The following is an 18676-nucleotide window of genomic DNA, read 5'->3' as shown; positions in this document are numbered from 1 at the left end:
TGTCGGCCCACTGGCGCACCCGGTGGGCGAAGGCGCCCTTGCTTCCGTAGCGCCGGTAGAAGCTGCCCACCGACAGGCCCGCGGCCCTCGCCATCTCCTCGGCCTGTACGTTGCCGTAGCCCCGCCGCGCCATCACCGCCGCCGAATCCCGCATGCTCATGAGGTACAGTTGCTCCGCCGTCCACATACCCCTTCCCCTCCCTCCCCTGGGACGACGCTCCTCTGAAAGGAGTGCTCCTCCCGCAGCATGATGTCTACCCCAGGGGTCTGACATGGCGGGGAGGCTGGGGCCCGCCATCGGCGAGAACCTGGCGGGTCACGCGGAATGGACGCTCCATTCCACGCATGGCGGCCCAAGGCAGGTGACAAGGCGGGAGAGGTAATGCTGATGAAGTGGTGAGGGCTGCGCGGGCCGCGCGGAACGGAGGCTCCATTCCACGCATGGCGGCCCAGGGGGGAGTTGGCAGGACGGGGAGGTGGGGCCGAGGCCCGGTGCGGGCTGCGCGGTCACGCGGAATGGACGCTCCATTTCACGCATGGCAGCCGGAGCTGACGAGGCGGGGAGGTAAGGCCGATGAGCGGTGAGCGCCTGACAGGCCACGCGGAATGGACGCTCCATTCCACGATGGCTGCCCGGGGGAGCCGACATGGGAGGCGGGGCCCATGCGTGGTGATTGCCAGACAGGCCACGCGGAACGGAGGCTCCATTCCGGACATGGTCGGCTCGGGCGGGGGCTGTCATGGCGGGGAGGCAGATGGCCTGTGAGCGGGGAGTGCCTGACAGAGCATGCGGAATGGATGCTCCATTCCGCATGGTGACTCGAGCGGGGGGCTGCCAAGGTGGAGCGGCGGGGCGATGAGCGGTGAGTGCCTCGCGGGCGACGCGGAACGGACGCTCCATTCCACGCATGGCGGCCCGGGTGGGGGCTGACAAGGTGGAGCGGCGGGGCCCATGAGTGGTGAGTGCCTCGCGGGCGACGCGGAACGGACGCTCCATTCCGTGCATGGCGCCCGAGGGGCTGACTGGAGGGGAGGCGTGGCTCGGAAGATAGGGCCCGGGGTTTCGCATGCCCTCAGGCTCCGGGTACTCAGAACATGCCCGGGTACCGTTCCTGCTACCGTGTGGCCGGGATGGCTCCGCGGCAGGACTCAGCCGCACCCTGAATGAGAGCACTGGCCACGGGCAGGGAACTCGCCGCGTGGCGCTGGAACTCGGTGACGCAGTGCGCGGAGAACACGTGCACCTCGCGCGGGTGATTGCGAACGAGCTCGCGCAGGCGTGCCTGGTTGGCGAGGCGCGCCGCGTTGTCCACCGAGCGGAGCCGCTGGAAGAGTGCCAGTCCGAGCGGACTGCGCGGCACCACCGGGTCCAGCCCCCGGTGGTTGAAGTACGCCTCTCCCGCGTGGCGCAGCCACCCGCCATTGGTCTTCACGGCGACTCCGCAGTGCCCTTCCGAGTGGCCCACGAGCGGCACGAGCAGCACGTCGTCACCGAGGCCGGGAAGCGGGCGCACCGCCTCGAAGCCGAACCAGCGCTCGCCGTCCAACGCATGGGGCTTCCACCGGGGCCCATGCGCCCACTGCCGGGGCCGGTAGCCGAACTTCTTTCCGCGCCTGACGGGGTGCATCGCCGCCTCGTGCTCGTCGCGGAAGACGTGCACCTCGGCGGTGGGGAAGTCCGACAGGCCACCGGCATGGTCGAGGTCCAGGTGCGTGGGGATGATGTGGCGCACGTCCTCGTGCTTGAAGCCGAGCCGCTCGGCCTGGGCCACCGCGGTCTCATGCGGGTCGAGCCAGGGCGCGCTGCGTTTGATGAACCGCCGTTCCAGGCGGCTGGGGTCCTGGATGTCGTGCATGCCGAGCCCGGTGTCGACCAGGACGAGTCCCTGGCGCGTCTCCAGCACCAGGCAGTGACAGACCATCCGGGCGCGCGCGGATGGACAGGCGGACCTGGTGATTCGCTTCCACGCCACCCCGGCTCCGAGTCCCTGAGTCTCAACGCAGGCGAGCCGCCCGTCCGCCCGCCCTCCACTCCGGGTGACAGGCGCGCGGATCCGCTCGAAACCGGGTGTCCGCTTGTGGGACGCCACTTTCCGCAACCGGGCACCGGACCTGGGACTGCCCCCCAAGTCCCGAGCAAATCCAGGGATTTACACCCCGAAATGCCATTGGCACGAGCCTCGCTCTTGGAGAGCCCGTGGACATCCCCAAAGCCAAGAAGAAGACCCGCAAGCCCTGGGTCCTCGCCATCGGCGGCGCCTGCGCGCTCATCCTCGTGACGGTGGGCCTGTCCCGGCTGAAGCCGGCGGCGCCCTCGGTGGAGCGTGCGTCGGTCTGGCTGGACACGGTGAAGCGCGGCCCCATGGTGCGGCAGGTGAAGGGCGCGGGCACGCTGGTGCCCGAGTACATCCGCTGGCTGACGGCCGACACGGCCGGCCGCGTGGAGCGCATCCACGTGCGGCCCGGTGCCACCGTGACGGCGGACACGCTCCTCATGGAGCTGGCCAACCCGGACGTGCAGCTCCAGGCCCTGGAGGCGGAGCGCCAGCTCGCCAGCGCCCAGGCGGAGCTCATCCGGATGCGCACGGAGCTGGAGACGCAGCGGCTGGCGCAGGAGGCCGCCGTGGCGTCCCTCACCGCCGAGTCCGCCGACGCCAGCCGCCGCGCCACGGCCAACAGCGTGCTCCGCGAGAAGGAGCTCATCGGAGACCTGGAGGCGCGGCAGATCAGCGAGAAGGCCGGTGAGCTGTCCCGCCGCCTGGAGCTGGAGCGCAAGAAGCTCAACGTCGTGGCCACCAACATGAAGGACCAGCTCGCCGCGCAGCAGGGCCAGGTGGAGCGGCTGAAAGCGGTCGCCCAGTTCCGCCGTACGCAGGTGGAGTCGATGAAGGTGCGCGCCGGGGAGGACGGGGTGCTGCAGGAGCTGCCGCTGGAGCTGGGACAGTGGGTGACGCCGGGCGTGCTCCTGGCGAAGGTGGTGAAGCCCGAGCGGCTGAAGGCGGAGCTGCGCATCGCCGAGACGCAGGCGCGCGACATCCAGCCCGGCCTGAAGGCGCTGGTGGACACGCGCAACGGGGTGGTGGAGGGCACGGTGGCGCGGGTGGCGCCGGCGGCGAGCCAGGGCACGGTGCGGGTGGAGGTGTCGCTGCCGGCCGAGCTGCCCAGGGGCTCGCGGCCGGACCTCACGGTGGAGGGGACGGTGGAGCTGGAGCGGCTGGCGGACGTGCTCTCCGTGGGGCGCCCCGCGGGTGCGCAGCCCAACGGGACGATGGCCCTCTTCCGGCTGATGCCGGGGAGCGACGAAGCGATTCGGGTGCCGGTGCAGCTCGGCCGGGGCTCGGTGAATGCCGTGGAGGTCGTGCAGGGCCTCCAGGAAGGCGACCAGGTGGTTCTCTCGGACATGGCCGCGTGGGACGCGGTCGAGCGGGTGAGGCTGCGATGATGACGACGAACAATGCGGAGGCGCCCGCTTCGACGGGAGAGGCGGTGCTGGCGGGCAAGTCCCTCATCCAGCTCGAGGGGCTGACGAAGGTCTTCGAGACGGAGGAGGTGGAGACGCACGCGCTCTCCAACATCCACCTCACCATCCGCCAGGGCGAGTGGGTGGCGATTGTCGGCCCCTCGGGCTCCGGCAAGTCCACGCTGCTGGCGGTGCTGGGCCTGCTGGACACGGCCACGCGCGGCGCGTACCTGCTGGACGGGCTCAGCGTGTTGGATTTGTCGCCGTCGGACCGGGCGCTGGTGCGCAACCGGCACATCGGCTTCATCTTCCAGAGCTTCAACCTCATCGGCGACCTCACGGTCTTCGAGAACGTGGAGCTACCGCTGACGTACCGGGGCATGCCCGCGGCCGAGCGCAAGCAGCGGGTGGAGCGCGCGCTGGAGAAGGTGGGCATGGCGCACCGGGCGCGGCACATGCCGGGGCAGCTCTCCGGCGGTCAGCAGCAGCGCGTCGCGGTGGCGCGCGCGGTGGCGGGAGACCCGCTCATCCTCCTGGCCGACGAGCCCACCGGTAACCTGGACTCGAAGAACGGCGAGGCGGTGATGCAGCTCTTGTCCGAGCTGCACAAGGGCGGCGCCACCATCTGCATGGTGACGCACGACCCGGCGCACGCGCGCACCGCCACGCGGACGGTGAGCCTCTTCGACGGCCGCATCGTCCAGGACGAGCAGCGCCGCTAGTCGTGGCTGCTGCTGGGCGCGGTGGCCTCGTGCTGCTGGCGGGCGTGGCGCTCCTGGCCACGTGGCTGCCCGCGCGCCGTGCCACGCGTGTGGACCCCATCATCGCCCTGCGCGCCGGGTAGGCGCCCGAGAGAGTCATGTCCTCACCCCTCATCTCCCTGCGCAACGTCGAGAAGTCCTACCCGTACGCGGGCGGCCGCACCTGGGTGCTGCGCCGCATCGACCTGGACATCCAGCCCGGTGAGTTCGTCACGCTGATGGGCCCCTCCGGCGCGGGCAAGTCCACGCTGCTGTCCATCCTCGGGATGCTCGACGCGGAGTGGACGGGCGAGTACGCCCTGGACGGCCAGGCGGTGCATGCGATGAAGCCGAAGGAGCGCGCGGAGCTGTCGCGGCGCACCATCGGCTTCGTCTTCCAGCAGTACCACCTGCTGGACAACCTCACGGTGGCGGAGAACCTGGAGGTGCCGCTGTCCTACCGCAACCTCAAGCGCTCCGAGCGCGACGCGCTGGTGGGCGACATGCTGGACCGCTTCCAGCTTGTGGGGAAGAAGGACCTGTTCCCCTCGCAGCTCTCCGGCGGGCAGCAGCAGCTCGTGGGCATCGCCCGCGCGCTCATCGCCAACCCCAAGGTGCTGCTGGCGGACGAGCCCACCGGCAACCTCCACTCCGCGCAGGCGAAGCACATCATGGAGGTCTTCCAGGGCCTCAACCGGGACGGCACCACCCTCATCCAGGTGACGCACTCCGAGGCCAACGCCGCGTACGGCCACCGCGTCATCCAGCTCGCGGACGGCTGGATTCAGAAGTCCTGAGCGAAGCGCCGGAGCTTCGGAGCCGGGAGGGCCCCGTCATGTTGAGCGACTTGAGGATGGACCTGCGGTACACGCTGAGGACGATGCGCCAGACGCCCGTGTTCACGGTGGCGGCGGTGCTGGTGTTGTCGCTGGGCATCGGCGCGACGACAGCGCTCTTCAGCGTGGTGGACGCGGTGCTGCTGCGGCCGCTGCCCTTCCCGGAGCCGGAGCGGGTGGTGGTGCTCGGCTCGGAGCGGACGCAGCGTGCCGCTCCGAACTACAGCCTGATGACGTACGAGGACCTGGCGCGCCAGTTCACCCAGGTGTGCTCGCTGACCGCGTTCGCCGGCAGCCGCTTCAACCTCACGGGCGACGGGGACACCCGGCAGCTTCGCGGGGTGACGGTGGCGGGTGACTTCTTCGGGGCCTTCGGGGTGAAGCCGGCGCTCGGCCGGACCTTCACGCCCGAGGAGCGGGAGGCCTCGCTGGTGGTGCTCTCCCACCGGCAGTGGCAGGCGCTGGGCGGTGGGGCGGACGTGCTCGGCCGCACGCTGACGCTGGGCGGGCAGCCGTACACGGTGGTGGGGGTGATGCCCCCGTCCTTCCAGGTGCCCCATCCGACGGTGGACCTGTGGCTGCCCTACGACAGCCAGCCCGGGGCGGCGACGTCGGAGGCGCGCACGCAGCGGGGCTTCCGCTCCTTCACGGTGGTGGGGCGGCTGGCGCCCGGCGCCACGCTGGAGTCCGCGAGGCAGGAGCTGGCGTCGCTGGCCCCGCCGCTGATTCAGGAGGACTCCAGCCAGCAGTTCGGGCTCCTGGGCTACCGCGACATGCTCACCCGGGACGTGAGCCTGGTGCTGTGGGTGCTGCTGGGGGCGGTGGCGCTGGTGCTGCTGCTGGCGGCGGCCAACGTGGCGCACCTCCAGCTCGCGCGGGCGGCGTCGCGGCAGCGCGAGCTGGGCATCCGCGTGGCGCTCGGCGCGGGGCGCGGCCGGCTGGTGCGGCAGCTCCTCACGGAGAGCCTGGTCCTGGCGCTGCTGGGCGGAGTGGGCGGCGTGCTGCTGGCCCTGTGGGGCACCGATTTGTTGCTGGCCCTGGGCGCCAGTGCCCTGCCGCGCGGGGGCGACGTGGCGGTGCAGGGGCGGGTGCTCCTCTTCGCGCTGGCGGTGACGCTGCTGACGGGCGTGGGCGTGGGGCTGGCGCCCGCGGTGCAGCGCAGCCAGCTGTCTCCGGGGCTGGTGCTGGGCCGTGGCGCCACGGAGGCCTCGCGGGGCCGCACGCACGCGGCGCTGGTGGTGGCGGAGGTGGCGCTGGCGCTGGTGCTCGTCACCGGCGCGGGGCTGATGCTCAAGAGCTTCTGGCGCCTGCAGCAGGTGGACCCGGGCGTGGACCCCGAGGGCGTCTTCGTCGCGTGGCTGTCCCTGCCGCAGGAAGGCTACCGCGAGCCGGAGCGCATGGCGGCCTTCCACCGGAACCTGATGGCCCGGCTCGCCGCGCGCCCGGAGGTGGCCGCCGCGGGCGTGGGGGGGAGCCTGCCCGCGGGCGGGAGCATCCGCCGCTCGGGCTACTGGGTGGAGGGGACGGCGGACGTGCCCAACCGGCCCACCGCGCTCGTCAACGTCTCCACGCCCGGCTTCCTGGAGGCGCTGCGCGTGCCGCTGCGCGCGGGCCGCCGGCTGGCGGAGGCGGACAGGGCGGAGGCGCCCCGGGTGATGGTGGTGAGCGAGCACTTCGCCCGCGAGGTCTTCCCGGGCCAGGACCCGGTGGGCCGCCGGGTGACGTTCGGCGGTGACGACGCGCAGGGCAACCCGCTGTGGATGACGGTGGTGGGCGTGGTGGGGGACGTGCCGTACGACGGCATCGAGGCGGGGCAGGAGCCCACGGTGTACCTGCCCATGGACCAGGAGCCCGCCGCGGGCGCGCAGCTCGCGGTGCGGGCCGCGCCGGGCCTGTCGCCCCTGGCGCTGGAGGCCGTGGTGCGCGAGGAGTTGCGCGCGGTGGACTCGACGGTGGCGCTCGCGCAGCCCACCACGCTGGAAGCCCGGCTGGAGACGGACCTGGGCCGGCCCCGCTTCCGCACGGTGCTGCTGGGCGCCTTCGGGGTGCTGGCGCTGGTGCTGGCGGCGGTCGGCATCTACGGCGTCATGTCCTACGCGGTGGCGCAGCGCTCGCACGAGATGGGTGTGCGCATGGCGCTGGGCGCCCGGCGGGCGGACGTGCTGAAGCTGGTGGTGGGTCAGGCACTGCGGCGTGTCGGGGTGGGCCTGGGGCTGGGGCTCACCGGAGCGCTGGCGGCCCACCGGGTCATGGAGGGCCTGCTGTACGGGGTGGGCTCGCTGGACGTTTCCGTCCTCTCCGCCGTGGCCCTGCTGCTGCTGGGCACCGCCTGGCTGGCGAGCTGGCTGCCGGCTCGCAGGGCGGCCAGTGTGGACCCGGCCTCCGTTCTTCGTCGCGGCTGACGCCGCGCTTTTTCTGGCGCATTCTTCTCCCGGGTGTTCTCCGTGTCCGAGCCTCTTCCCACCGTCCCGAATCCCTCCACTCCCGCCCCGGCGCCCGCCGCGCGGCCCGCCCGCATCCTCGTCGCCGATGACCAGGCGGACGTGCTGGAGGCGCTGCGGCTCCTGCTGAAGCGTGACGGGTACGCCGTCGTCACCGCGCAGTCGCCCGCCGGCGCGCTGGCCACGCTGGAGTCGGAGGACGTGGACCTCGTCCTCATGGACCTCAACTACGCGCGCGACACCACGTCCGGGAAGGAGGGCCTGGACCTGCTCGGCCGCATCCGCGCGCAGGATGCGTCGCTGCCGGTGGTGGTGATGACGGCGTGGGGCAGCGTGGAGGGCGCGGTGGAGGCCATGCGCGGCGGCGCGCGCGACTACGTGCAGAAGCCGTGGGACAACACGCGCCTGCTGGCCACGCTGCGCACGCAGCTCGAATTGGGCCGGGCGCTGAAGCGCAGCCGGCGGCTGGAGGAGGAGAACCAGCACCTGCGGCGCGGGCAGGGCGGGCTGCCCACCATGGTGTCCGAGTCCCGGGCCATGCAGCCCATCCGCCGCCTCCTCGAGCGCGTGGCGCCGTCCGGGGCCAACGTGCTGGTGACGGGCGAGCACGGCACGGGCAAGGAAGTGGTGGCGCGGCTGCTCCACGCGTCCTCGACGCGGGCGGACCGGCCCTTCGTGGCGGTGAACTCGGGCGGCCTGTCCGAGGGCGTCTTCGAGAGCGAGCTGTTCGGCCACGTGAAGGGCGCCTTCACGGACGCGAAGACGGACCGCATCGGCTGCTTCGAGCTGGCGGACGGCGGCACGCTCTTCCTGGACGAGATTGGCAACATGCCGCTGTCGCAGCAGGCCAAGCTGCTGCGTGTGTTGCAGACGGGCGAGCTGCACCCGGTGGGCTCGTCGAAGACGCGGCGGGTGGACGTGCGGGTGGTGAGCGCCACCAACGTGGACCTGGCGAAGGCGGTGGCGGAGGGGCGCTTCCGCGAGGACTTGCTGTACCGCCTCAACACGGTGGAGCTGCAGTTGCCGGCGCTGCGCGAGCGGCGCGAGGACATTCCCCTGCTGGCGGCGCACTTCCTGGCGGAGCACGGCCGGCGCTACGGGCGGCCCGCGATGCGGCTGTCCCCGAGCGCGCTGGAGGCGCTGCTGGCGTACCCGTGGCCGGGCAACGTGCGCGAATTGGAGCACGCGGTGGAGCGCGCGCTGCTGATGGCGGCGGGGGACGAGGTGACGGCGGAGGACCTGCTGCTGAAGCGGGCGGGGCGCGAGGGCCCGTCCCGGCTGGAGGAGATGACGCTGGAGGAGGTGGAGCGCTACCTGATTGAGCGGGCGCTCGCGCGGCACGAGGGCAACGTGAGCGAGGCGGCCAAGGGACTGGGCCTGTCGCGCAGCGCGCTGTACCGGCGGCTTCAGTACTACGGCATCAAGGGAGCGCGGTGAGCGGGAAGCGCGGGCCGCCCCGGCATGAGCTGCAGGTGCTCGGGCTCGCGTGGCTGGCGGGCCTGCCGGGCTCCGTGGCGTCGCTCGTGCTGGTGTGGACGGGGGACTTCTCTCCCAAGGTCCAGTGGACGCTGACCACGCTGGTGGTGGGCATGTTCCTGGGCGTGGGGCTGCTGGTGCGCGAGCGGGTGATGCGGCCGTTGCACGCGGTGGCCAACCTGCTGGCGGGCCTGCGCGAGGGGGACTACTCCGTGCGGGGGCGCGGCGCGCGCGCGGGTGACGCGCTGGGCGAGGTGCTGCTGGAGGTCAACGCGCTGGGTGACACGCTGCGAGAGCAGCGGCTGGGAGCGCTGGAGGCGGGCGCGCTCCTGGAGCAGGTGATGGAGGAAATCGACGTCGGCGTGCTGGCCTTCGACGGGGAGGGCACGCTGAAGCTCGTCAATCGCGCGGGCGAGCGGCTGCTGGGGCAGTCTCGCTCGCAGCTGGTGGGGAAGGGCGCGGGCGCGCTGGGTCTGGCGGAGCTGCTGGAGGGCCCGGCGCCGAGGCGGCTGACACGCACCTTCGCGGAGGAGGGCGGCCCGTACGAGTTGCGGCGCGGCACGTTCCGGGAGGGCGGGCTGCCGCACCAGCTGGTGGTGCTGGCGGACCTGCGGCTGGCGCTGCGCGAGCAGGAGCGCGAGGCGTGGCGCCGGCTGGTGCGGGTGCTGAGCCATGAAATCAACAACTCGCTGGCGCCGATTGGCTCCATCGCGGAAGCGCTGAAGGACATGCTGGGGCAGCAGCCGCGTCCGGCGGACTGGGAGGAGGACGCGAGGAGCGGGCTGGGCATCATCGCCCGGCGCTCGGAGGCGTTGGCGCGCTTCATGTCCGCGTACGCGAGGCTGGCGAGGCTGCCGCCTCCGGTGCTGGCGGACGTGGAGGTGGACGGCTGGGTGCGGCGGGTGGCGGCGCTGGAGAAGCGCAGGCCGGTGGGCGTGCGCGCGGGGCCGGCGCTGGTGGTGCGTGGCGACGCGGACCAGCTGGAGCAACTGCTCATCAACCTGGTGAGGAACGCGGTGGACGCGGTGCAGGCTTCACCGGACGGGGGCGAGGTCTGGGTGTCCTGGGCGGTGCTGTCACCGGGGGGGGTGGAGGTCTGGGTGGAGGACGAGGGCCCGGGGCTGGCGGACACGGGCAACCTCTTCGTGCCCTTCTTCACGACCAAGCCGCAGGGCAGCGGCATCGGGCTGGCGCTCAGCCGGCAGATTGCGGAGGCGCACGGTGGAGGGCTGCGGCTGGAGAACCGGCCGGAGGGGCGCGGGTGCCGTGCGAGGTTGAAGCTGCCGCTGGACACGCCGGGGATGGTGGTGAGCCAGGGCTGACCTGTACGGTACGCTCGCGGTCAGCCTCTTCCGCCATGCGACGTCGGAGAGTGCGGCGAGGGTTGCCCTCCCTTTCAAAGGACTCACAACATGACCCGAATCGTTCCGGAGCGGCTCAAGTGCTCGGTGTGTGGCGCCGCGAGCGAGCAGCACGTGCTCTACAGCCGGAGCGAGTTCGGCTCGCCGGGCCTGGACGGGCGGCCCTCGGACATCGCCCATGCCGCCTTCTCCTCGTGGATTCAGGAGTGCCCCTCCTGCGGCCACTGCGCCGACAACATCGCCGAGGGGCACCCCTCCTCGCCCGCCGTGGTGCGAAGTGCCGAGTACCAGGCGCGCCTCCACGCGGCGGACAGCCCGGCGCTCGCCAACAGGTTTCTCTGTGTCGCCATGCTCGAAGACGCCGCGCGCCGGGAGGTCCGGGCGGTGGGCTCCCGGCTGAACGCGGCCTGGGCCGCGGAGGAGGCCGGGAACGCGGCGCTGGCCCGTGAGTGCCGCTCCGCCTGCGCGGACCTGCTGCTGCGCAACCGCGTGCTGCTGCGCGCCTGGATGTCGGGAGACGCCGACTGGAAGGGGACCGAGGTGGTCTTCCTGGCCGACGTATTGCGACGAGCCGGCCGCTTCGACGAGGCGCTGCGCGAGGTGGACACCGCGCTGGAGGCGGGCGTCTCCACCATCATCACGCAGGTGCTCCGCTTCCAGCGGGCGGCCATCATCCGGGAAGACGTCAGCGGCCATTCCATGGATGAGGCGCTGGGGCACGCCCAGCTCCGCCTGATGGCGCGTGAGCAGGAGGACCCGCTCCTCGAGTACCTGCTGTCGCACTACCGAGCGCTGCTGTCGAAGTCGGAGCAGAAGGCCGCGACGGTGGGGCGCATCCGACGCCCGAGGGTGAGAAGTGGGCCACGGACGACCCCGAGGTACTGGCGCTGCTGGCCGAGGGCCGGGAGGCGCTCGCCCGGACCCTGGAAGCACAGCTGCTTGCGAGGCACCCGGGCCGCGTCATCATCAACCGCTGCCCGAACTGCGGCGGCCCCGCGCGCACGCCCCTGGCGAAGCAGTGCCGCTTCTGCCACCACACCTGGCGTGAGGCGAAGTGAGCGGCGCCCACCCGCCGGCTCACTCCGCCGCGAGCCGCGCCGTGTACTCCGTCTCCATCCGCACGTGCGTGGACCAGAAGGGGCGCGGCTCCACGCCGTGGAGGTTGTCCTCCAGGATGCCCAGGTGCGTGTGCCAGCCGCTGGCCACGTTCGCCAGTTGCTTGCGCTCCAGGCACCGGTGCGTCAGCACGAGCAGCACGTCCTGCTCCCGAGGGCTCAGCTCGAAGGTGACCTCGCTGTTCCCGCCCACGGGCCCGGAAACACCGCGGGCCGCCCGCAGACTCTGTGGGAGTCCGGAGCGGCCCGTGGGCGCGATTCAGTTGTCCAGGAGGCTCAGGCCACCTGGGCGCCGACGTCGGGAGGCGCGTCGTAGGCGGGCGTGAGGTCGACCACGTTGACGGTGAGCAGGTGGTAGACGATGCAGTTGCTCAGCCAGAAGAAGAGGGCGCTGTAGTGGACGTAGACGAGCGGCGAGCCGGGCCACACCTGGAGCGGGTGGCCGAAGACGTTGGCGGCCATGTACCCGCCGAACCACTCACCGGCCCAGCACACCACGGCGCCAATGCCCAGGCGCGTCCACACCTTCACGCGGCGCGGGTAGAACCAGAAGAAGTGGAGGCTCCACAGGAGCGCCACGCAGCCGGCCCAGAGGATGAGGCTCCCGAAGGAGAACCAGTGGTAGGGCGACTCGGGGAACACCCAGCCCCAGTCCCCATTCACCTGGCGCCAGGCCACGTTCTGGGCCAGTTCCATGAACCAGAAGAGCGGCGCGATGTAGAGCACCTGCGTCAGCAGGATGCGCAGGTACATCGCGACCCGCCTCCAGAACACCTGAATGGGCCAGTCGAGCGAGATCATGCTTCTCCTCCGCCCGCGGCGATGGGTGAACGGTCGCCGCGCAGAAGAAAGAACGTCATGAGTCTCATTCCTTGGTAATTTCCTGGCGCCAATTGCTTGCGAAATGGCGCCAGAGACCTCGGCCGTCCTGAACGCGAATTCAGCTTCCACGCGCTGCGGCACGGGAGAAACCCGAGGAGTCTCGAAGGGTTGTCCCAGCTCGGCGTGGAGGGCTCAGGGGGCGGGCACGGAGGCGCGCTGGGCGATGAACCAGAGCTTCTTCAGTTGCTTGGACCGGTAGGCGCGGAGGTCGGTGCGGTTGAGCCCGAGCAGCTGCTCCGTTTTCTCGCCGCGTTGCGTCTTCCCATGCACGCTGGCGAGCTGGGCCACCGGGCGCGAACCTGTGTCATCCAGCGGTATGGCTCCTCTCCACCCTATTCCTCCGAGAAGAAATCCGAGTCAACGCGCTTCACCTCGTACGCGCTGACGGCATTCACTCCAATGCCGAAGTCGAACATCAGGGAAGCCAACTGGGCGCCATCAATGAGGACGATCTTCTTCTCGATGCGAGAAACGTACTGACGGGCCTCCTTGGAGAAGGTGGAGGAAGTGATGAAGACGCCCTTTCGCGCGCGCTCCCCTTCGAGGCTTCCCGCGAACGCTTGGATCTCAGGCCGGCCGACGGTGTTCTGCCACCGCTTGGCCTGCACGTAGATGACGTCGAGCCCCAGGTGGTCCTCCTTGATGATGCCGTCCACGCCTCCATCATGACTGCGGCCAAGCGCCTTGCCCGCGTCTTCCAGGGAGCCGCCGTAGCCCATCTTGACGAGAAGCTCGACGACGAGCCGCTCGAAGAAGCGGGGTGACGCCTGCAAGACCGCGTTGAGCAGCTCCGCCTCGGTCTTCTTCCGCAGGTCTCGATAGGCCGTCTCCAGCGCTTCCTCGGGAGTAATCCCGCCAGATGCAGCCAGGGGCCTCTGCTCGGATGAGTCCAGCGCTTCTTCAGCGGGCCGCCCCACGAAGTCCCGGAACTCAGCGAACTCGGCCAGCATGGTGGTGTTGATGGTCTTGGGCTTGGATGCGAGCACCTGCTGACCGCGCTCGGTAATCTGGTAGACGCCCCGCTTGAGCGTCTTCAGCAGCCCTGCTTTCTCGAGGTAGGTCTTCGCCCAGCCGACTCTATTGTCGAAGACGGGCTGCGCCCCGCTGGGAAGAAGCTCCGCGCGGTCGGCTTCAGTCAGCTTCAAGGCTTGAGCGACTTCCTCTCGCACGTCGCGGACTTCGTGGGGTTGTCCATCCTGGATGCGGAGCAGGATGGGCAGCATCAACGACTGATAGTCAGGGACGGCCATGCAGGAAAAGGCTACTCGAAGTACCGAATGGTGGCAGCAGGCCGTCCAGCGGGCTGGCCGGGTCCACCTGACTGTCTCCTCGGGACTCCGGGCGCGCGTCCCACCCACACTCCCAGCGCATCCAGCAGGCCAATAACTACTGGATATCCTGGCAATATCTGACCTCAAGCCTCGGACCCAGGCCACGCTCCCGGGAGGGGCTCGCGGAGGGAGGGCGGGGTCCATGCCGCCCCGTGTCAGGGGCGCCTTGGCCTTCGCGGCATGCCCGTTGGCCCTGGGGCCAAAAGCACTCCAGAATCCGCCGCATGCAACTCCTTCCCAGCAAGTCCCGGCGCTCCGGGCGGGCGCTCCCGGGCGTGCCGCGCGCGGCGCTCCTCCTCCTCACCCTGCTGTGTGGCGTGGCGCCTGAGGCGCGCGCCGAGGTCCCCGTCCAGCGCACCTTCCTGCGCCTGCCCTCGTCCAACGGGCACGGCGCGGTGATGCTGGACCTGGAGCAGAAGAAGGTGACGCACTTCCGCGAGCACCTCTTCGCCACCGAGGAGCCCGTCATCGACCTGGCGGGCGCCGACGTCTTCGCGGGGGGCCAGCCCCAGGTGGTGCACTCTCGGGATTTGCTCTTCGACGCGTTCTTCGGCCTGCGCTCGGGCGGCACGCAGCGCTGGTTGAGCACGCAGGACGTGAACCTGGAGGCCAGCGGCTACTGGCGCTGGGCGCCGCAGAAGACGGGCGGCACGGGCGTGGCCACGATGGTGCAGAAGGTGGGTGACCTGGAGGCGACGACGTTCGTCTTCGCGCCCCGGGCGCTGCCGCACGCCGCCTTCGTCATGGCGCTGCGCGTGCGCAACACCGGCACCGCGGCCGTCACCGGGGTGAGCGCCTTCTCGCTGCACAACTTCCACCTGGGCTTCGGCCGGCCGGGCGTCATGGCGGAGCTGGAGGAGAACGGCGAGACGGTGGAGCTGAGCGGCAACGTCTTCTCGGAGAAGGGCTTCGCGGGCGTGCTGGCCAGCCGGCCGCTGGGCACGGTGGCGCGGCGGGCGGCGTGGCAGTCGTCGGCCACGGGCTCGCAGAACGGCTTCAACGTGGTGAACAACGGCGGCGGGCAGGACCTGCAGGACTTCACGGCGCAGCCCTCGGCGGGCACGGGCTGGGCCACGGCGTACCAGTTCAACCTGGGAGACCTCGCGGCGGGCGCGGAGCGCTGGGTGGGCGTGGTCTTCGCGCACCACGGCAACCCCGAGGCGGGCGCCACGGTGCGGCAGTGGCTGGCGGACTACGCGGGTGCGTCCGGCGCGCAGGCGCTGGTGGACGCCGAGGTGGCGCGCTGGGCGGCCTTCCAGACGGACACGGTGAAGGTGCCGGCGGGCGTGGCGGAGGACGAGGAGACGCTGGTGCGCCACTCGGCGGTGGTGCTGCACATGGCGCAGGTGCGTGAGGACGAGGCCTTCCTGCGCGAGTGGCTGACGAAGGACGGCGAGGTGCGCCGCACGCGCTTCAAGGGCACCAGCGGCGCGCCGGTGACGCTGCCGGCCACGGTGCGGCACGCGGGCAAGGGCGCGGTGCTGGCCAGCCTGCCGCCGGGACAGTGGACCTACGCGTGGATTCGCGACGGCGCGTACGCCGCGGCGGCCATGACGACGCTGGGCATGCGGAGCGACGCGCGCGACGCGCTCGCCTACTACCTCAACGCGGACAGCGGCCGGTTCCGCGACTTCCGCGAGCTGCAGCCGTACAACATGCCCCCGTACGTCATCACCCTCACGCGCTACCACGGCTTCGGCGTGGAGGAGACGGACTACAACGAGTCGGGCCCCAACCTCGAGTTCGACGGCTTCGGCCTCTTCCTCTGGTCGCTGCGGCACTACGAGCGCACCACGGGGGACCTGACGCTGGTGGACCAGCACTGGGGCACGGTGTCGACGAAGGTGGCGGACGCGCTGGTGGCGCTCATCGACCCGGCGACGGGGCTCATCCGCCCGGACTCGTCCATCTGGGAGACGCACTGGAACGGGCGGCAGCGCGCGTGGGCGTACACCAGCCTCACGGCGGCGCGCGGCCTGTGTGACGCGGCGGTGCTGGCCGAGCGCAAGGGCGACGCGGACCGGGCGCTGCGCTACCGCAACGCGGGCGAGTCCCTCCGCCGGGCCATCGCGGAGAAGCTGACGGACTCCAACTACGTGCTGGCCTCCAACCTGGAGGAGCTGCGCGCGGGCCGGGGCTACTACGACGCGGCGGTGTTCGACGCGTTCGCCTTCGGGCTGTTCGACCCGCGGGGGAAGATTGCCCAGGCCACCTTCCGCGGCTTCGACCTGCGCCTGTCCTCGCCGGCCGGCGCGGGCTGGCAGCGCAACGACGACCGCTATGACCACCCGGGCGGCTCGGACGTGAGCCCCTGGGGCAGCGAGTACGACAGCGCCGAGTGGGTCATCGTCAGCCTGCGCGGCGCGATGGCGAAGCGGATGGCCGGCGACACGGAGCGCGCGGACCGGGTGCTGGGCTGGGTGAAGGACCAGTCGCTGAAGAACTACCTGGCGGTGGCGGAGACGTACGACGAGTCGACCGGCGCCTACAAGTTCAACGCCCCCATGGTGGGCTTCGGCGCGGGCGCGTACGCGCTGGCGCTGGCGCACCGGGCGGACGGGACGGAGGACCCGGCGTGCGGCGCGTACTTCGACGAGAGCACGCTGGTGAAGACGCCGGACGCGGGCACCGGGGACGCGGACGCGGGCACCGAAAACCCCGGCGAGGACCCCTGGGTGCCGCCGGACGCGGGCACGGTGCACGGCAACGGTGACGTGGGCGGTGGCGGCTGCAATGCCACGGGCTCCGGCGCCATGGCCCTGTGGCTGCTGGCCGCGTTCGCCGGGCTCGCCCTGGCCCTGCGCCGTCGCGGGGCCTGAGTGGCTCGAGGGCCCGCGCGCCGGTGGACTCCGCGCGCGGGCTCCCGGAGCTGCTTCGTTACGGCATCGCGGCCCGGCAGCCGTTCACCCAGTCGCCGGAGCAGTCCACCTTCTCCGTGAACGGCGTCACCACGCCCTCCGGCCAGGTGATGGTCGCGGCCTTCCAGACATAGTGCGAGGGCAGGTCCTGGATGTCGATGATCGTCACCTTCCCGGCCACGTTGAGCACGAGCTGTCCGTCCGAGGTCGGGCTGCCGCCGGAGCCCCAGTGCTCGACGTAGACGTGGTAGGTGCCGTTCTCCGGCTTGCTGAGGAAGATGTTCTCCGGGCCGAAGGTGTCGGTGTCGTCCACGTCCTTCTTCGGGTCATCGGACAGGTCGTCCGGCACGCCCCAGTCCGGTCCCTGGCCCACGCACGTCGTCCACGTGCAGTCCGTGACGTCGTCGTTGATGCGCCCGCCCGGCTTGATGAGGTGCAGCTCCCAGTCGTAGCCCTCGTCGTCCCAGGAGAGGGTTGCGCGGATGTCCGGGGTGACGCAGTTGGTGGTGAAGACGCGGGTGACGAGCACGTAGGTGCCCGACGCGTTGGACCACACGCACTTCACGAGCTGCTCGCCGCAGAACAGCGGCGCGTTGAAGCTGAACTCGCCCGTGTCCGGGTCCGTCTCGATGGTGCCCACGAGCTCCTGTCCGTTGGCGCCGCCGACGAAGAAGGTGCCGTTGCCCTGGGCGTTGCGCACCGTCCCGTCGAACGTGTTCTGCGTCACGTCGCCCGCGCTGAGCTCGAAGGACGCGATGTCGGTGTCCGGGCAGCCATTGCACGTGTACTCACCGGGCTTCGTGCGGGTGGGCGCCGGGTCCAGGCGGTAGTTGGACACCGGGTCCGGGATGGGGTCCGGATTGATGTCATCGGGCTTCTCCTCCGTCTCCCCCGAGCCACAGGCGGTGGCCGCCAGCACGAGCAGCATCAGGGACACACGACGACCCCAGCGAGAACTCCCCCTCATCACGACGCTCCTTGGAAGAATGTCCGAAATAACGCGCTGCGCGTCATTTCTTGAATCTGTTACGGAGCGAGGGCCGGATTCGGGCTGCGCTGCCCGCTCAGGCCGTGTTGCCGGGGAGGCGGTCCAATTCGACCCGTGCCGCCTCGATGCCGGATTGGGCCGCGTGCTCCAGGAGGCTGCGCGCGAGCGTGACGTCGCGAGGCATGCCCCGGCCGCGCGCGCACGCCATGCCCAGGACGTAGACGGCCTCGGCGGCGCCGAGCCGGGCGGCCTCCCGCAGCCACTTCACGCCCTCGCGCTCGTGCCCGTCGAGGCTCCACAACATGCCACCCAGCATCAGCGTGGCCTCCACCGAGCCGCGCTCCGCGGCGGCGCTCAGCAGCTCCGTCGCGAGCGGCACATCCACCGGCCCGCCTTCACCGGCGAACAACATGGACGCGGCCTCCAGCGCCGCCTGGGCATCCCCCGCGCGCGCGGCGGCCACCCGTCTCGCGCGCTCGTCCGAGGCAGGAGCGCGCGGCACCAGGTGGAAGGGCAGCCCGCGCAGGTAGCTGGGAAGGCGGGGGCGGGGCTTCATCGCTTCCGCCCTCGAGGCTTCTTCGGGGGACCGGGCTCCGCCGCCACCTTCGCGTACTTCCTGCCGGTGCGCTCGTAGTACTCGAAGAGGTTCTCCACCTGGAAGTTCTCCAGCGTCCGTGTGCCGCCCAGGTCCTCCGGCAGCTTTGGCGCCAGAATCATGTCCTCGCCCAGGTACTCCCCCGTGGACTGGCGCCACGCCTCGTAGACCCCGGTGTCGAGGAAGTACGGCAGCTCCCGGTCCGGCAGCCACCTCGCGAGCAGGTTCTCGAAGCCGAGGAACTCGTGCGTCCAGTACGCCACGCGGTACGGCTCCAGGACGAGCACCTTCGGCAGCGGGGTGTTGCCATTCTCCAGCACGAGGATGGCGCCGTGGATGTTGTACCCGAGCACCCTCCGGTCCGGGTGTCCGGGAGGCACGAGGAAGGACCACGCCTGGATGCAGCGCTGAAGCCGCTCCAGCCCGGGCCCGAACAGGTAGACGAAGCGGTCCAGGAACCAGCCCGCGCCCAGCTCGGGCGCCACGGTCTCCCAGAAGAGGCTCACGCCCGGCTCGTCGAAGCGGATGGCGTTCTCGGTCGCGGGAGCGGGGCGGCCCATGCCCCGGCGGAAGTGTTTCGCGAGAGGTGTCAT

17 protein-coding genes are annotated in these 18676 nt (G+C 71.2%); 7 read left to right on the top strand and 10 right to left on the bottom strand.

The window, feature by feature from the left end; all coding sequences use genetic code 11:
- Both K8638_RS45465 and K8638_RS40235 read right to left on the bottom strand, forming a co-directional pair.
- A partial coding sequence (locus K8638_RS45465; RefSeq protein ID WP_223760068.1) for a helix-turn-helix domain-containing protein occupies positions 1-133 on the bottom strand: 133 nt, incomplete at its 3' end.
- A 982-nt stretch (positions 134-1115) separates the two neighbouring features.
- On the bottom strand, positions 1116-1973 hold the full coding sequence (locus K8638_RS40235; RefSeq protein ID WP_223760066.1) for an MBL fold metallo-hydrolase: 858 nt from the start codon (positions 1971-1973) through the stop codon (positions 1116-1118).
- Between the two features lie 224 nt (positions 1974-2197).
- On the opposite strand from K8638_RS40235, the gene K8638_RS40230 reads away from it, so the two are divergent.
- The 6 genes from K8638_RS40230 to K8638_RS40205 all read left to right on the top strand — a co-directional run bounded on the left by K8638_RS40230 (position 2198) and on the right by K8638_RS40205 (position 10275).
- A complete protein-coding gene (locus K8638_RS40230; protein ID WP_223760065.1) occupies positions 2198-3442 on the top strand; it encodes an HlyD family efflux transporter periplasmic adaptor subunit in 1245 nt (414 codons plus the stop codon).
- A complete protein-coding gene (locus tag K8638_RS40225) occupies positions 3442-4182 on the top strand; it encodes an ABC transporter ATP-binding protein (protein ID WP_223760067.1) in 741 nt (246 codons plus the stop codon). The genes K8638_RS40230 and K8638_RS40225 overlap by 1 nt, the downstream gene beginning before the upstream one ends.
- Before the next feature lie 137 nt (positions 4183-4319).
- Positions 4320-4997 (top strand): ABC transporter ATP-binding protein, encoded by a 678-nt coding sequence (locus tag K8638_RS40220; protein ID WP_223760064.1) that lies wholly within the window; start codon positions 4320-4322, stop codon positions 4995-4997.
- A 38-nt stretch (positions 4998-5035) separates the two neighbouring features.
- Positions 5036-7438, top strand: a complete 2403-nt coding sequence (locus K8638_RS40215; protein ID WP_223760063.1) for an ABC transporter permease — start codon at positions 5036-5038, stop codon at positions 7436-7438.
- 42 nt (positions 7439-7480) lie between these two features.
- Positions 7481-8914, top strand: a complete 1434-nt coding sequence (locus K8638_RS40210) for a sigma-54 dependent transcriptional regulator (RefSeq protein ID WP_223760062.1) — start codon at positions 7481-7483, stop codon at positions 8912-8914.
- Positions 8911-10275, top strand: coding sequence for an ATP-binding protein (locus tag K8638_RS40205; protein WP_223760061.1), 1365 nt, complete (start codon positions 8911-8913; stop codon positions 10273-10275). The genes K8638_RS40210 and K8638_RS40205 overlap by 4 nt, the downstream gene beginning before the upstream one ends.
- A 239-nt stretch (positions 10276-10514) precedes the next feature.
- Here K8638_RS40205 and K8638_RS44745 read toward each other — a convergent pair whose 3' ends face one another.
- The 5 genes from K8638_RS44745 to K8638_RS40180 all read right to left on the bottom strand — a co-directional run bounded on the left by K8638_RS44745 (position 10515) and on the right by K8638_RS40180 (position 13561).
- Positions 10515-10988, bottom strand: a complete 474-nt coding sequence (locus tag K8638_RS44745) for a hypothetical protein (protein ID WP_223760060.1) — start codon at positions 10986-10988, stop codon at positions 10515-10517.
- 403 nt (positions 10989-11391) lie between these two features.
- Positions 11392-11571: a hypothetical protein gene (locus tag K8638_RS40195; RefSeq protein ID WP_370644234.1), complete on the bottom strand. Its 180-nt coding sequence runs from the start codon at positions 11569-11571 to the stop codon at positions 11392-11394.
- A 134-nt stretch (positions 11572-11705) separates the two neighbouring features.
- Entirely contained in the window at positions 11706-12230 is a 525-nt protein-coding gene (locus K8638_RS40190; RefSeq protein ID WP_223760058.1) for a hypothetical protein, read from the bottom strand.
- 213 nt (positions 12231-12443) lie between these two features.
- Positions 12444-12599, bottom strand: a complete 156-nt coding sequence (locus K8638_RS40185; RefSeq protein WP_223760057.1) for a hypothetical protein — start codon at positions 12597-12599, stop codon at positions 12444-12446.
- Between the two features lie 44 nt (positions 12600-12643).
- The gene (locus tag K8638_RS40180) at positions 12644-13561 is read right to left on the bottom strand and encodes a restriction endonuclease (protein ID WP_223760056.1); all 918 of its coding nucleotides are present in this window, start codon (positions 13559-13561) and stop codon (positions 12644-12646) included.
- Between the two features lie 305 nt (positions 13562-13866).
- On the opposite strand from K8638_RS40180, the gene K8638_RS40175 reads away from it, so the two are divergent.
- Complete coding sequence (locus tag K8638_RS40175) at positions 13867-16461, top strand: glycoside hydrolase family 15 protein (RefSeq protein ID WP_223760055.1); 2595 nt, start codon at positions 13867-13869, stop codon at positions 16459-16461.
- A gap of 58 nt (positions 16462-16519) precedes the next feature.
- Here the strand turns inward: K8638_RS40175 and K8638_RS40170 are convergent, their stop codons facing one another.
- From K8638_RS40170 to K8638_RS40160, 3 genes are all read right to left on the bottom strand, one after another.
- Positions 16520-17437, bottom strand: a complete 918-nt coding sequence (locus K8638_RS40170; protein WP_223760054.1) for a YfaP family protein — start codon at positions 17435-17437, stop codon at positions 16520-16522.
- A gap of 127 nt (positions 17438-17564) precedes the next feature.
- Positions 17565-18044 carry a tetratricopeptide repeat protein gene (locus K8638_RS40165; RefSeq protein ID WP_223760053.1) on the bottom strand — a complete coding sequence of 160 codons (480 nt, stop codon included), beginning with the start codon at positions 18042-18044 and terminating at the stop codon, positions 17565-17567.
- Positions 18041-18676 carry a hypothetical protein gene (locus tag K8638_RS40160; RefSeq protein WP_223760052.1) on the bottom strand — a complete coding sequence of 212 codons (636 nt, stop codon included), beginning with the start codon at positions 18674-18676 and terminating at the stop codon, positions 18041-18043. The genes K8638_RS40165 and K8638_RS40160 overlap by 4 nt, the downstream gene beginning before the upstream one ends.

The organism is Myxococcus sp. RHSTA-1-4 (genome assembly GCF_020037125.1).
In the GTDB taxonomy this organism is placed as follows: domain Bacteria; phylum Myxococcota; class Myxococcia; order Myxococcales; family Myxococcaceae; genus Myxococcus.
Note: the sequence above shows the minus strand (reverse complement) of the source record. Positions and strands in the feature narration are given on the sequence as shown.

Coding starts and splice junctions, on each gene's coding strand:
- K8638_RS40180 (WP_223760056.1), bottom strand. CDS start 13,561: ATGGCCGTCCCTGACTATCAGTCGTTGATGCTGCCCATCCTGCTCCGC.
- K8638_RS40175 (WP_223760055.1), top strand. CDS start 13,867: ATGCAACTCCTTCCCAGCAAGTCCCGGCGCTCCGGGCGGGCGCTCCCG.
- K8638_RS40165 (WP_223760053.1), bottom strand. CDS start 18,044: ATGAAGCCCCGCCCCCGCCTTCCCAGCTACCTGCGCGGGCTGCCCTTC.
- K8638_RS40215 (WP_223760063.1), top strand. CDS start 5,036: ATGTTGAGCGACTTGAGGATGGACCTGCGGTACACGCTGAGGACGATG.
- K8638_RS44745 (WP_223760060.1), bottom strand. CDS start 10,988: ATGATGGCCGCCCGCTGGAAGCGGAGCACCTGCGTGATGATGGTGGAG.
- K8638_RS40190 (WP_223760058.1), bottom strand. CDS start 12,230: ATGATCTCGCTCGACTGGCCCATTCAGGTGTTCTGGAGGCGGGTCGCG.
- K8638_RS40220 (WP_223760064.1), top strand. CDS start 4,320: ATGTCCTCACCCCTCATCTCCCTGCGCAACGTCGAGAAGTCCTACCCG.
- K8638_RS40160 (WP_223760052.1), bottom strand. CDS start 18,676: ATGACACCTCTCGCGAAACACTTCCGCCGGGGCATGGGCCGCCCCGCT.
- K8638_RS40225 (WP_223760067.1), top strand. CDS start 3,442: ATGACGACGAACAATGCGGAGGCGCCCGCTTCGACGGGAGAGGCGGTG.